General features: G+C 70.8%; 11 protein-coding genes. 6 read left to right on the forward strand and 5 right to left on the reverse strand.

Translation table 11 applies throughout. The features are described 5' to 3' along the window. Nucleotides 1–452: 452 nt before the first annotated feature. The gene (locus tag BLA60_RS04990) at nt 453–1,097 is read right to left on the reverse strand and encodes a TetR/AcrR family transcriptional regulator (RefSeq protein ID WP_211288611.1); all 645 of its coding nucleotides are present in this window, start codon (nt 1,095–1,097) and stop codon (nt 453–455) included. Nucleotides 1,098–1,211: 114 nt separating this feature from the next. On the opposite strand from BLA60_RS04990, the gene BLA60_RS04995 reads away from it, so the two are divergent. Both BLA60_RS04995 and BLA60_RS05000 read left to right on the forward strand, forming a co-directional pair. Beyond that, entirely contained in the window at nt 1,212–1,937 is a 726-nt protein-coding gene (locus tag BLA60_RS04995) for an SDR family NAD(P)-dependent oxidoreductase (protein ID WP_075131560.1), read from the forward strand. 220 nt (nt 1,938–2,157) lie between these two features. Continuing rightward, nucleotides 2,158–2,580, forward strand: a complete 423-nt coding sequence (locus BLA60_RS05000) for a TrmH family RNA methyltransferase (RefSeq protein WP_245811830.1) — start codon at nt 2,158–2,160, stop codon at nt 2,578–2,580. A 120-nt stretch (nt 2,581–2,700) separates the two neighbouring features. Here the strand turns inward: BLA60_RS05000 and add are convergent, their stop codons facing one another. Continuing rightward, a complete protein-coding gene (add, locus tag BLA60_RS05005; protein ID WP_075131562.1) occupies nt 2,701–3,735 on the reverse strand; it encodes an adenosine deaminase in 1,035 nt (344 codons plus the stop codon). 233 nt (nt 3,736–3,968) lie between these two features. Here add and BLA60_RS05010 point away from each other — a divergent pair, with 233 nt between their 5' ends. Next, entirely contained in the window at nt 3,969–5,012 is a 1,044-nt protein-coding gene (locus BLA60_RS05010; protein ID WP_084734663.1) for a DUF4192 domain-containing protein, read from the forward strand. A 39-nt stretch (nt 5,013–5,051) separates the two neighbouring features. On the opposite strand, the gene galE is transcribed toward BLA60_RS05010, so the two are convergent. From galE to BLA60_RS05025, 3 genes are read right to left on the reverse strand one after another with little or no spacing between them, the layout of a single operon-like run. Further along, entirely contained in the window at nt 5,052–6,014 is a 963-nt protein-coding gene (galE, locus tag BLA60_RS05015) for a UDP-glucose 4-epimerase GalE (protein WP_075131564.1), read from the reverse strand. A 56-nt stretch (nt 6,015–6,070) separates the two neighbouring features. Then, nucleotides 6,071–7,318, reverse strand: coding sequence for a galactokinase (galK, locus tag BLA60_RS05020; protein ID WP_245811831.1), 1,248 nt, complete (start codon nt 7,316–7,318; stop codon nt 6,071–6,073). Nucleotides 7,319–7,358: 40 nt separating this feature from the next. Continuing rightward, nucleotides 7,359–8,054, reverse strand: coding sequence for an iron-dependent transcriptional repressor DtxR (locus BLA60_RS05025; RefSeq protein WP_075131566.1), 696 nt, complete (start codon nt 8,052–8,054; stop codon nt 7,359–7,361). A gap of 329 nt (nt 8,055–8,383) precedes the next feature. Here BLA60_RS05025 and BLA60_RS05030 point away from each other — a divergent pair, with 329 nt between their 5' ends. The 3 genes from BLA60_RS05030 (at nt 8,384) to BLA60_RS45290 (ending at nt 13,874) form a co-directional block, all read left to right on the forward strand. Beyond that, nucleotides 8,384–9,178 (forward strand): sulfurtransferase, encoded by a 795-nt coding sequence (locus BLA60_RS05030; protein ID WP_245811832.1) that lies wholly within the window; start codon nt 8,384–8,386, stop codon nt 9,176–9,178. 189 nt (nt 9,179–9,367) lie between these two features. After that, nucleotides 9,368–10,543: an acetoin utilization protein AcuC gene (locus tag BLA60_RS05035; protein ID WP_075131567.1), complete on the forward strand. Its 1,176-nt coding sequence runs from the start codon at nt 9,368–9,370 to the stop codon at nt 10,541–10,543. A gap of 10 nt (nt 10,544–10,553) precedes the next feature. Continuing rightward, entirely contained in the window at nt 10,554–13,874 is a 3,321-nt protein-coding gene (locus BLA60_RS45290) for a bifunctional acetate--CoA ligase family protein/GNAT family N-acetyltransferase (protein ID WP_084734664.1), read from the forward strand. Nucleotides 13,875–13,880 lie beyond the last annotated feature (6 nt).

Genomic DNA, 13,880 nt, shown 5'->3' on the forward strand with positions numbered 1-13,880 from the left:
GGGGCCGGGAGCGTCCTCCCGCCGGTGGTCAACCAGCACACCGCCGACACTTGCCTGTCACGCAGCGAACCCCTGGCCACTGAGTGACCAACATCCACCCAGTCGGGTGATTTCGCCCCTGCTGAGGTGAACAGTCCACAAACCCAACACACACGACACGGCGTTCAGGGTTGCGCCCCGAAAAGGATCGTCCACACCGTTTGCCGCCACCGCCACCGCCACCGCCACCGCGCCGCCACCGCCGCCGCCGCTCCGCCGCCGCCGCCGCTCCGCCACCGCGCCGCGGCCATGGCCGGTGGGTCGCATGCCGCGATCACCGCTGCTGCTGTCGCGTTCGCCGTTGTCGTTGTCGCCGTTGCTGTTGTCGCGGTTGTTTGTCGTTGTTGGCGTTGCGGAATCCGCGCTCGTTGTCGCGATTGCTGGTCCGCTTCGCTGTGGTGGGCGGGGAATCGTCAGGTGCCGCTGAGGCGGCGCATCGCCCTGGCGACTTCGTCCGGTTCGAGTGGTGGCGCTGGCAGCGGGTGTGCGGCCGCCGCGCGGAATCCGTCCAGCATGAACGCGAGGTGTCGTCGCCACGCGTTCGGGGCGTGTTCGCCGGTGGCCTCGATCGTGCGGGTGGTGCCCCACAGCACGAAGGCGAAGTCGCCGTCGTCGAAGTCCGCGCGTAGTTCGCCGGCGCGTTTGGCGTTGTCGATCACCTGGCGCAGCAGTCCGGCTCCCCGCTCCTTGAGCGCGGTGACCTCGACGGCGTCGTCGAGTTGGCTCGCGCACAGGTCGTTGTAGCCGCGATCGGACGCCTGCAACTCACACGTGCGCTCGAGAAACCACACGAAACCAGCCCAGGAGTCCTCCGTCGCCACCGCCTGTTCGGCGAACTCGACCGCCGACGCGACCTTCGACGCCAGCGCGGCGTCGACCAGCGACCCCCGCGTGGGGAAACGGTTGTACAACGTGCCGATGCTGACCCCGGCCTCCCGTGCGACGTCCTCCAGCGGCACATCCAGTCCCCGTGTCGCGTACAGCCGCCGGGCCGCGGCGACCAGCAGGTCTCGGTTGCGCTGGGCGTCCCGGCGCAGCGGTCGGTCGGTCGTGGACACACCCCAATCCTAGAACTTGAGAACGCCCTCAACCTAAACTTGAGGGCGTTCTCAAGTTGGTGCTACGGTGACGACGGAAGTTGAGGACATACTCAAGTTATTGGAGCATCACCTGTGAAGACCGTCGCCGTCTTCGGCGCTGGCCCAGCGCTTGGCCTGTCCGTCGCCCGCCGCTTCGCCGCCGAAGGACACCGGGTCGCCCTCGTCGCCAGAAGCCAGGAGAACCTCGACGCGCTTGTGGCCGGCCTGCCCGGCGTGGAGACCGCCACGTTCACCGCCGACCTGCTCGACCGCGCCCAACTCGTGGCCGCCGTCGAGGCGATCACCGCGCACTTCGGACACATCGACGTCGCCGTGTACAGCCCGAACGGCCTCGACCACCCGCCCGTCGGCATCTTCGACGTTGACGGCGACGCCCTGCCCCACCAGCTCGACCTGCTGCTGCTCGCGCCGATCGCCCTGACCGGACTCCTGCTGCCGGGTATGCGCGAACGCGGCCACGGCTCGCTGCTGTTCGCCTCGGGCTCCAGTGCCATCGAACCGACGCCCCAACTGGCGAACGTCGGCATCGCCCTGGCCGGCATGCGCAACTACCTCCACAACCTCAACGCGGCCGTCGCCGGTGACGGTGTGTATGTCGGTGTCGTGCCGATCGGCGGGCTCATCCGCCGTAGCGCGGTGGAAGCACTGCTGGCCAGCTCCGCCGGCGCCACCCAGTTCGGTGACTTCACCCCGGACGAACTGCGGTTCGAGATGCTCGACCCGGATGACATCGCCGATGTCTTCTGGGACCTGCACAGCAGGCGGGACCGCCCCGAGGCCGTCGTCGGCGGCCGCTGACCAGCCCCACCGGCGTGCGACGCGCGGTATCCTCGGTTCAACCCGCGAGATCGTCGTCGATGGCTCGGGCGTGCCGCGAAACGCCTCTCACCATGACCGAAAGGACCTGCCAGGGCGCCCGATGAGCGCCGGGCCGATGTGGGTGCGCACGAGGGCCGAACTACGTGGCCGCCGTCGCAGGCGTGCTCATTCCTGTTGGGATCACCTCCTCCTTGCTCCGTTGTGGCCGAAACACGGCGTCAACCTCGGCACCCTGCTGCGTACCTGCGACGCGGTGGGTGCCTGTCTCGCCGTCCCGGTCAGGCCGTGGATCCGGGACGCGCTGGACCGGGGCAACACGTTGCGTCGCCCGTCGTGCGTGCACTGGGTCAACAACCCCCTCGGCTGGCTCGCCGCCCAACGCCGCGCCGGCAGCGACGTCATCGGGGTCGAGCTGGCCGACGAGGCCATCCCGCTCGCCGACCTGGCCCCCGCGCGTCGACGCACGGTCGTCGTGCTCGGCCACGAGAGCGACGGCATCCCGACCGAAGCCACCGCCCTGCTCGACCGCGCCGTCGAGATCCCGATGATCGGCACCGGGCTCAGCCTCAACGTCGCCGTCGCCGGTTCGTTGATCGCGTACAAGCTCGCCGGGCTCATCTGACCCGCCACGTCGGCGACGTGGTGGTCGACACCCACGACCTGACGTGGCTTCCGCACGCCGGGGGACGTATCTCGATTCGTTGTGTTTCTCCTTTGCTGTCACCTTTCTGTTCGATGGGGCCTACCGGTGATGTGCCTCGGTACGGCCCTCCTCTCCGCGTTCGACCGCAGCGATGTCGCCGAGCAGCGCCGACTTCAGCTCCGACGAGCAGAACGCCGCGTGCACGCCGGCCCGTGCCAGGTCCGCCAGCTCGGACCGGCCGAGGCCGAAGTGTTCATGGCACAGCAGGTACTCGGAGTTGAGGTCGGTGTGGAACATGCCCGGGTCGTCGGTGGCGAGCGTGACCGGGACACCGGCGTCGAGCAGCCTCGGTAACGGGTGCTCGGCGAGCGAGCGGACGGCCCTGGTGCGGATGTTGGAGCTGGGACAGACCTCCACCGCGATGCCCTCACCGGCCAGGTGCGCCAGCAACTCCGGGTCGTCGGCGGCACTGGTGCCATGGCCGATCCGTTCGGCGTGCAGGTCGCGCAGCGCCGACCAGATCGTCTCCGGGCCGGTGGTCTCCCCGGCGTGCGGTACGAGGTGCAACCCGCCCTCGCGCGCCATGCGGAACGGATCGCTGTACTTGGACCGGGGAACACCGACCTCGTTGCCGCCGAGTCCGAACCCGACAGTGCCCGCCGGCCGGTGGGCCAGCACCCACTCGGCGGTGGCGATGCCCTGCCGGTAACCGAGAGACCCGGCGATGTCGAACACCCACGCCACCTCGACCCCGTGCCGCTGCCGGGCGAGCGTCCTGCCCACGGTCAGCGCCTCGGCCAGCTCCACCGGGTCGAGGCCCATCAGCAGATGAGCGGACGGAGTGACCGTGACCTCGGCGTAGCGCACACCGTTGCCGGCGAGGTCCGTGGCGAGCCCGTCGACCAGCGCCGTCACGTCCGTCGCCTCGGTCACCAGCCGGTTGACCTGGACGTAGACCTCGATGAAGTGCGCGAAGTCGGTGAACTCGTAGAAGGAGTGCAGCGCGTCCCGTTCGGTGGGCACACCGATGTCCGGGTGCCGCCTGGCCAGCTCCAGGACGGTGTCGGCGGACGCCGAGCCGATGAGGTGCACATGCAGCTCGGTCTTGGGCAGCGCTGAGACGAATTCCTTCATGGGGACATCGTGCCCCAGAACTTCGGTAATGCCCGAACGGTTGTCCACAGGTAGTTCTTCCGGTGGCGGCTCCCCGAACATCGCTCGCGCGCGGCGCGACAGGATAGCTCAACCCACCGACAGTTCCGTTTTCGAAGGCCGTTTCACGGGGCAGTTGTCCACACCGACTCTGGTTGTCCACAGATCGCGATCTGGTCCGTGCCACACCGTTGTTTCTCACGCAGGGTGGAGGCATGACAACGCCACCCGCTTCCCCGCTCATTCCTTCCGAAGCCCACATCGACGAACTCGGCGAACTGATCGCCGGTCTTCCCGGCATGCTCGGCTTCGTCCCGGATCACTCGCTCGTCCTGTCCACCTTCACCAGACAGGGCGGCCCTTTCCTGGGCCCGACCATTCGCGTCGACCTCCCCGACGACAACGACGACCGCCGCGAACTCGTCGACCAACTGGGCAACGTCATGGCACGCAACGACGTCGTCTCGGCGACGATCGTGGTCGTCTGCGGTGGCAACGCCGATCCGCCCGACCTGCCGCACAGCGAACTCATCGACATGGTGACCGAGAAGTTCGCCCACCTCGACGTCCGGCTCACGCACGCGGCCTGGGTGCCCTCGATCGAGCTCGGCGGAATCTGGTGGTGCTACCAGTGCGATGACTGCGCCGGACGAATACACGACCCGGGAACCTCCACCATCGCCGCCGTCCACGCGGTCGAAGGCATGGTCACCTTCGCCAGTCGCGACGAGATGCGCGACGTGCTCGCCCCGGACGACGAGGACCGGGTGGCGCACCGCGCGCAGCTACTGGCCGCCTACGCCGAGGGCATGGACGAGGACGCCTCGTCGCTGCGGGCGGAGGTGACGGCCACCGTCGAGTTCGCGGCGAGTCATCCGGCCCTGCCCGAGCTGGACGACGAGCAGATCGCGCGCCTGTCCATCGCGCTGAGCAACCAACAGGTACGCGATCACTGCCTGACCCTGTGCGTCACCGGCAACCCGTCCGGTGCGGAGCGACTGTGGACCGTCCTCACCAGAACAGTGCCCACTCCGGAACGTGCCGTTCCGGCCACGCTGTTGGGACTGTGCGCCTATCTGAGGGGTTCGGCGGTGCTCGCCAGCATGGCGTTGGAGATCGCCCTGGACTCCGAGCCGGACCTGCGCCTCGCGTTGCTGCTGCGCACCTGCATCGACCGGGGCACCCCGCCCGACGAGGTCCTGGGCATGGTCGAGACCAGTGCCGGCATGGCGTCCAACGACAGCCGAGAGGAGGTGTGAGTCCGATGAGGACTCGACGACCGCACGCGGCAGGGCCGGTCAGGCGGTGGCGCGGGCGCGCGCGAACTCCCACGCGTCGCGCACGATCCCCTCAAGGTCGGTGTGTCGCGGCTTCCAGCCGAGATCGGCCTGGGCGAGCTCGCTCGACGCGACCAGCGAGGCGGGATCGCCCGGACGGCGGCCCTTCACCTCCTGGGGAATGGGGTGGCCGGTTACCGACCGGCAGGCCTCGATGACCTGGCGCACGGAGAAACCGGTGCCGCTGCCCAGGTTGTAGATCTGGTGCGAGCCCGGCTTGGCGTGCTCCAGGGCCAGCAGGTGCGCGTCGGCGAGATCCCCGACGTGGATGTAGTCGCGGATGCACGTGCCGTCGGCGGTCGGGTAGTCCTCGCCGTACACGTGGATCGCCTCGCGCTGCCCGAGAGCCACCTGCAACACCAGCGGGATCAGGTGTGTCTCGGTGGCGTGCCGCTCCCCGAAGCCGCCGTAGGCACCGGCGACGTTGAAGTACCGCAAACTCACCGCGGACAGGCCGTACGCGGTGGCATAGGAGGTGATCGCATGATCGATGGCCAGCTTGGAGGCGCCATAGGTGTTGGTCGGGCGAGTGGGCGCGCTCTCCGGGATCGGCACCTGCTCCGGCTGGCCGTACACCGCGGCGGTGGAGGAGAAGACCAACCGGGGAGTGCCGGCGTGCCGGACCGCTTCCAGCAGACGCAGTGAGGTGAGCACGTTGCCCGACCAGTACTTCGCCGGATCCTGCATCGACTCGGCCACCAGCGACTTGGCCGCGAAGTGCAGCACGCCGTCGAAGCCCTCGGCGAGCAGGTCGGCGGCGGCGTCGGCCAGGTCCGCCTGGACGAACCGGCAACCGTCGGGCACCGCGTCCGCGTGTCCGGTGCTCAGGTCGTCGAGTACGACGACCTCGTGGCCGGATTCGAGCAGCCGCGTCGCGCAGACACTCCCGACATATCCGGCCCCGCCCGTCACGAGCAGCTTCACCGCGGTCCTCGCTTCCTCTGGTTCGCGGGCCAGCGCCCGCCCGTTCGCTTCGTCGATCAGATGTCGCGGCCGGCCCCCGCCGAGGGCACCGCCGTGAACAGGCCGGGCGCCGGTAGTGAACGTTCGGCGAACGCCGCGATCACCTTGTCCCCGACCGTGTCCCGCTCCGTGTGGGGCACCAGGGCGATCGCGGAGCCACCGAACCCACCACCGGTCATCCTGGCACCCAGGGCTCCGGCCGCGAGCGAGACGTCCACGGCGACGTCCAGTTCGAGGCAGGACACCTGGTAGTCGTCGCGCAGGCTCTCGTGCGACGCGGTGAGCAGCTCGCCGATCTCGGCGAGCCGACCGGCGCGCAGCAACTCGACTGTGTGCTCCACCCGGTCGTTCTCGGTCACCACGTGCCGGACCAGCGGACGGAGTTCCTCGGGCAGCGCGGCCAGCGCGTCGTCGAGGACGGGCGTGCCGGTGCCGGCCGGGGACGTGTCAGCCGACCCGTTCGGGGCGCCGCTGAGCGAGACGTCGCGCAGCGCGCGCACCCCGAGCAGCGCGGCGGCACGTTCACAGCCGGCGCGGCGTTCGCGGTAGCCGGAGTCGCTGTGGGAGTGCCGTGCCTTGGTGTCGATCACCAGCACGTCGAAACCGGCTGCCGCGGCATCGAAGGGCACCTGCTCCATCCCCCCGGAGCGGACGTCGAGGAACAGCACGTGCGACTCGACGCAGCACAACGAAGCCGTCTGGTCCAGCAGGCCGGTCGGGACGCCGACGAAGTCGTTCTCCGACCGCTGGACCCAGGCGGCCACCTGGGACCGGCTCGGCGCGCCCTGGTGGTCCAGCTCGACCCCGGCCAGGCCGAGCAGCGCCAACGCGGTCGCGCACTGCAGTGCGTGGGAGGAGGACAGTCCAGCCCCGGCCGGCACGTCGCCGGCGATGAGCAGATCAGCACCAGAAGGGAAACCCTCGTGACGCAACACCCAACTCACCCCGGACGGGTACGCGGCCCACCCGGTCACCCGGCCCGGCTCCAGCGACTCGACCGGCACCGGCTCCGCTCGTTGCGGCCGGCCGTCGTCACCGACCGTGGTGATCGCCAGCAGGCCGTCGGTGCGGGCCCGCGCGGCCACCGCGATCCGGAACGGCAACGCGAACGGCAGCACGAACCCGTCGTTGTAGTCCGTGTGCTCGCCGATCAGGTTCACCCGCCCCGGTGCGGACCACACACCGGTGGGGGCGTGCCCGTGAACCCTGGCGAACTCGGACGCCGCGCGGGTCGGCACACCACCGGCTCGCGCGGACCCGGTCACTCGGCCCACCCGTGGGCGCGCTCCCGCCCGTGGTCGCCCGTCACTTGGCGCGTGCGAGCACGGCGTGCAGCACGCTGGGTGCGACCTGCGCCGTGGCGTGCTCGTTGCTGACCTCGATGGTGTTGCCGTCGCCCTTGGACGGTCCGACCTGGATGGTCTGGCCGGGGACGACACCGACGGTCTTGAGCTCGGCCATCAGATCGGGGTCGAGCTGGACGTGCTCGGCGATGCGGCGGATCTCGACCTTGCCGCCGCCGCGGCGGGCGACGTCGTCGACCCGGACGAGGCCGGCCTCGACCGGGGGTGCCGGCTCGCCCTCACCGAGCTTGTCCAGGCCGGGGATGGGGTTGCCGTAGGGGGACGTGGTCGGGTGGCCGAGGAGCTTCACCAACTTGCGCTCCACGGCCTCGCTCATCACGTGCTCCCAGCGGCAGGCCTCGCTGTGGACGTGCTCCCACTCCAGACCGATCACGTCGACGAGCAACCGCTCGGCGAGGCGGTGCTTGCGCATGACGGTGACGGCGAGGGCGCGGCCGTGGTCGGTGAGTTCCAGATGCCGGTCGCTGGAGACGATGACGAGCCCGTCGCGTTCCATCCGGCCGACCGTCTGGCTGACCGTGGGGCCACTCTGTCCAAGACGTTCGGCGATCCTGGCGCGCAGCGGGACGACACCCTCCTCCTCAAGCTCGTAGATGGTCTTGAGGTACATCTCCGTGGTGTCGATGAGCTCGTTCACGCCAATCCCCTTCGTCCGGTATCCATACTAGTCGTTCGCCCGGTTGGAGCATTCGCGCGGTCGCACAGGGTGAAGTGCCCGCGCGTCATCCGTCATGGGTGTCGCAACGCACTGACCCGAAAGGCTGAAAGGAGCATCCCACGGCCACAGGAACAGGCGCTGTCCCGGTGGCGGTCGACCACAATGGCGCCGTGATCTCACCGCTCGTGTCGTGTGCCGAACTCTCCGCGTCACTCTCCGCGTCCCCACCGCCCGCCCCGTCGTCGCCCCCGTCGTCGACGTCGTCGACGACGTCGTCCGGGGTACCGGCCGGCCGACGGTCGCCCGTCGTGCTGGACGTGCGGTGGCGACTCGGTGGTCCTCCTGGTCGGGAGGACTATGACCGGGGACACCTCCCGGGCGCGGTCCACCTCGACCTGGACGTCGACCTCGCCGGGCCCCCGGGGGCCGGTGGACGCCACCCGCTGCCCGGCCTGGACGTGCTGCAGGGGGCGTTGCGGGCGGCCGGCGTGCGGTCGGACCGGCCGGTCGTGGTCTACGACACGGACAACGGGTCGGTCGCGGCGCGGGCGTGGTGGCTGTTGCGCTGGGCGGGACACCGGCAGGTCAGCGTGCTCGACGGCGGGTTCGCGGCCTGGGTGGCCGAGGGCCTGCCGCTCACGACCGAGGTACCGACCCCCGAACCGGGCGACATCACCGTCCGGTCCGGCGGCATGCCCGTGCTCGACGCGGACGAGGCCGCCGACCTGGCGCGGCACGGTGTCCTGCTGGACGCCCGCGCCCCGGAGCGCTACCGGGGCGACACCGAGCCGATCGACCCGCGTGCCGGTCACATCCCCGGCGCGCGCAACGCCCCGTTCTCCGGCCACACCGGCGACGACGGCCGGTGGCGTTCCCCCCGGGAACTCGCCGGCCGGTTCGCCGGGCTCGGCGTTCCCGAGGCGGGCGGGACGCGGGTCGGCGCGTACTGCGGGTCGGGAGTCACCGCCGCCTCGGTGGTCCTGGCACTGGAGGTCGCCGGGGTCACCGGGCCGGACGCGCCCGCGGGCCTCTACGTCGGCTCGTGGTCCCAGTGGAGTGCCGACCGCGACCGGCCCGCCGCCACCGGCCAGGAACCAGGCTGAGCCAACAGCCGGTTGGGGCGTGTGGTCCGGCCCCGGAGCCGAACCCGGTCGTGATCGCGGTCCCGGCGGCGGGCACCCCTTGGCCCGTCGCGGCGTGACGCGTGCGCCGCCGGTCCACTTCTCGTGGGTGCGGTGGTGCCGGTGAGTTGGGGATCGGCCGGGTGGGGGTGGCGAGGTTAGGGTGATCGCATGGGTTTGCCGGCGGCGGTTGTGTGGGATTCGGCGTTGCTCGGGTACGACCTGGGCGGTGAGCACCCTTTAAACCCCATCCGGTTGGAGTTGACCGTTCGGTTGGCTTCGGCGTTGGGGGTGCTGGACGGGGTCGAGCTGTTGGTGCCCGAGTCCGCACCGGAGGAGGAGATTCGGCGGATCCACGACGCGGCCTACATCGCCGCGGTGCGGGAGGCGCCGATGGCCGGGTGGGACGTCGGACACGGGCTGGGAACCACCGACAACCCGATCTTCGACCGCATGCACGAGGCCTCGGCCATGGTGGTCGGGAGTTCCCTGATGGCCGCCCGGCAGATCGCGTCCGGCGCCACCAAACGGGCGGTGAGCATCGCGGGGGGACTGCATCACGCCATGCGGAGCCGGGCGGCCGGGTTCTGTGTCTACAACGACACGGCCGTCGCGATCTCCTGGCTGCTCGACCACGGATTCGAGCGGATCGCCTACGTCGACACCGACGTCCATCACGGGGACGGGGTGCAGGCCGCCTTCTACGACGATCCCCGGGTGCTCACGATCTCCCTTCACCAGAACCCGCTGACGCTGTTCCCCGGTACCGGGTTCGCCGACGAGATCGGGAGCGACGGGGCCGAGGGGACCTCGGTCAACGTCGCGCTGCCGCCGTTGACCGATGACCGGGCGTGGTTTCGGGCCTTCCACGCGGTCGTTCCCTCGCTGCTCAACGCCTTCCAGCCGCAGCTGCTGGTCAGCCAGTGCGGAGTGGACACCCACGACGAGGATCCGCTCGCGTCCCTGTCGCTCTCGGTGGACGGGCACCGGCGCATCTACCAGACCGTGCGGGACCTCGCCGAGCGCTACGCCGGTGGTCGGTGGCTCGCCGCCGGCGGAGGCGGGTACCAGCTCATCCGGGTCGTGCCCCGGTCGTGGACCCACCTGATCGCCACGATGCTCGACCGGGACGTCGACCCGTCGACCCCGCTGCCTCGCGAGTGGACCGACCTCATCGAACGGATCGCGCCGACCGCCGAACTCCCGGCCACCATGGGGGAGGGCCGCGGTACCGACCACGAGCCGTGGGACGGCACCGTGGAACTCGCCGTGGACCGGAGCATTCGGGACACCAGGCATGCCGTGTTCCCGCTGCACGGCCTGGATCCCGCCGACCCTCGGGACTGAGGAGACGGTCATGGACCCGTTCGACTACCCCAGGCGCTGGGAGGCGGACGTGGTGCTGTCCGACGGCGGTACCGTCCACTTGAGACCCATCGTGCCGACCGACGCCGACGCGTTGGTCGCCTTCCACGGGCGCCTGTCCCAGCGCACCCGCTACCTGCGCTACTTCGGCGCCTACCCGAGGATCCCGCAGCGCGACCTGGAACGGTTCACCACCGTCGACCACCACGACCGGGTCGCGTTCGTCGCGCTGCTCGGGGACGACATCGTCGCGGTCGCGCGGTACGAGCGGCTCGGGGAGCGGCCGTCGGCCGAGGTGGCGTTCGTGGTGGAGGACGCCCACCAGCACCGGGGGCTCGGGCCGATCCTGCTCGAACACCTCGCCGCCGCCGGCCGGGAAAGCGGTATCCGCACGTTCGTCGCCGAGGTGCTCGCCGAGAACTCCGCCATGCTGGGCGTTTTCCGGGCCGCCGGCTACCAGGTCGCGCGGGCCATGGAAGAAGGCGTGTTCCACCTCGAGTTCGCCATCGACCCCACCGAGGAGTCGGTCGCGGTCGCCTGGGCGCGGGAGCAGGCCGCCGAGGCACGCAGCGTGCACAACCTGCTTCACCCGCGTTCGGTCGCGCTCATCGGCGCCTCGGCCGACCGGGAGAAGATCGGCTACGCCGTCCTGGGCAACCTGCTGCGCGCCGACTTCACCGGGCCGGTCTACCCGGTCAACGCGGAGCGGCCGTCGGTGCGCGGTGTGCGGGCCTATCCGAGTGTGCTGGACATTCCCGGCCCGGTGGACCTCGCGGTGGTCGCCGTGCCGGCCGCCGGGATCGACGAGGTCATGGACGCCTGCCTGGACAAGGGCGTCAAGGCGCTGGTCGTCATCTCCTCGGGGTTCGGCGAGACCGGGCCGGACGGTCAGGGCGCCGAGCGGCGCCTGGCCACCGAGGCCCGGGCGCACGGCATGCGGGTCGTCGGCCCGAACGCGCTGGGCGTGGTCAACACCGATCCGTCGGTGCGGCTCAACGCCACGCTCGCCCCTGTTCTGCCTGGTCAGGGGCGTACTGGCTTCTTCTGTCAGTCGGGGGCGCTCGGCACGGCCATCCTCGCCGACGCGGCTTCCCGAGGGCTCGGGCTGTCGACGTTCGTCTCCGCTGGCAACCGTGCCGACGTGTCTGGCAACGACCTGCTCCAGTACTGGGAGACCGACCCGGCCACTGACGTCGTGCTGCTCTACCTGGAATCGTTCGGTAACCCGCGCAAGTTCGCCAGGCTGGCGCGCCGGCTGGGGCGGGTGAAGCCGATCGTCGCCGTGCGGTCCGGGCGCAACGCCGTGTTGCCGGCGCTGGCGGCGAACTCGGTGCCGGTCGACGAGGCCAGCGTCGCGGCGCTGTTCGAGCAGGCCGGCGTGATCCGGGTCGACTCGCTCGCCCAGCTCTTCGACACCGCGCTGCTGCTGGCCCACCAGCCGCTGCCGAGCGGCGGGCGGGTCGCCATCGTCGGCAACTCCTCGGCGATCGGTGTGCTGGCCGCCGACGCCGCGCTCTCCCGCGACCTCGAACTCGCCGGGTCCCCCGTCGACGTCGGCGCCGCCGCCGGACCGGACGCCCTCGCCGACGCCGTCCGCGACGCCCTGCGCCGGCCCGAGGTCGACGCGCTGGTCGTCGTGTTCGTGCCGCCGCTGACGACGCCGGGCGCGGCCTACGCCAGGGCCCTGCGCGACGCGGTCGCCGAACTGGACGAGCGCAAGCCGATCGTCTCGACGTTCCTGGCCACCGAGGGCATCCCGGCCGAACTGGCCGTTCCCGGGCCGGGCGGTGCGCCGGGGCGCGGTTCCATCCCGAGCTACCCGAGCCCGGAGCGGGCGGTGTTCGCGCTCGCGCGCGCCACCCGTTACGCCCGGTGGCGGGCCGCGCCACAGGGTGAGCTGGCCCGCCCGCAGAACCCGGACACCGACCGTGCCCGCGCCATCGCCACCGCCGCCCTGTCCGACGCGGCGGACGGTCGCGGAAGTGACCCTGTGGACCGCTCGCCGGACGATCCCGCGGGTGGTCGCGCAGGCGGTCAGGGTGGCGATGTGGCGACTGGTCCAGCCGGCGCACCAGCGGACGGTCGCGGAAGTGACGCTGCGGACCGCTCGCCGGACGATTCTGCGGGTGGTCGCGCAGGCGGTCTGGCGGGCGATGTGGCGACTGGTCTCGCCGGCGTACCAGTGGATGGGTCGGCGGATGGCTCTGGGGGCGGCGCGGCGGACGATCCGGCAAGTACTGACGGGGGCGACCCCTCGGATCACTCAGCGGGTGATGCGGCGGGTGACTCGGTGGACCGTCCGGCGGGCGCGGTGGGCGCCTCGGCGAGCGGGACGACCGCTGGTGGTTCGGGGAGTGCTGGGGTGAGTGGCCCTGCGGAGGGTTCGGTGGGCGGTTCGGCCGCGGGTTCTGTTGGCGACCACACGGGCGGTTCGGTGGGTGGTGTGGCGGCCGGTCGTGTGGGTGGTTGGGGGAGTGCTGGGGTGAGTGGTCCTGTGGATCGCTCGGTGGGCGGTCCTGCTGGCGGGTCGGTGGAGGGTGGTGGTCAGAACCAGTCGGGCAGCGACTGGGGGGATGGTCTGGTGGGGGGAGCCGGCGGCGGGCCGGGGGGTGGTCAGGTTGAGCTGGATGATGAGCGCACGGTTGCTCTCCTGGGGTGTTACGGGATTGACGTTGTCGCCTTTCGGGCGGCGCACAGTGCGGATGATGCTGTCGCGGCCAGTGTGGGGTTGGGGTTTCCGGTTGTGGTGAAGGCGATCGGGGAGCGGTTCTGGCGGCGGCCCGATCTTGTCGGGGTTCGGCTGGATCTGTCCACTGAGGACTCTGTGCGGGCCGCTTATGCCGAGTTGACCGAGCTTTCCGGGGTGGGCTCCGTGTACGTGCAGCGGATGGCCAGGCGGGGGACCGGGTGCGCCATCGGGGTTCAGGACGATCCCTCGTTCGGGACGTTGATCTCGTTCGGGCTTTCGGGGGTGGTCAGTGATCTCGTGGGGGACCGGGCTTATCGCGCCCTGCCGTTGACCGATGTGGACGCCGCCCGGTTGGTGCGGGCGCCGCGCGCCTCCCCGCTGCTCACCGGGTACCGGGGGAGTGAGCCGGTTGATCTCGACGCCCTGACCGATCTCCTGGTCAGGGTCGCCGCGTTGGCTGAGGATGTGCCGGCGGTTCGGTGGCTCACGTTGGAGCCGATCCTCGCTTCCCCGGACGGGGTCGCGGTGTTGCGTGGGCGGGTTCGGGTCGGACTGTCACCCTCCCGGCCGGACACCGGGCCTCGGCGGCTTCGGTCGCTGTCCTTCGACGACCTACGAAAGTAGGGTTTG

Origin of the sequence: Actinophytocola xinjiangensis, assembly GCF_001921215.1 — a bacterium.
GTDB classification, from domain to species: Bacteria; Actinomycetota; Actinomycetes; order Mycobacteriales; family Pseudonocardiaceae; genus Actinophytocola; species Actinophytocola xinjiangensis.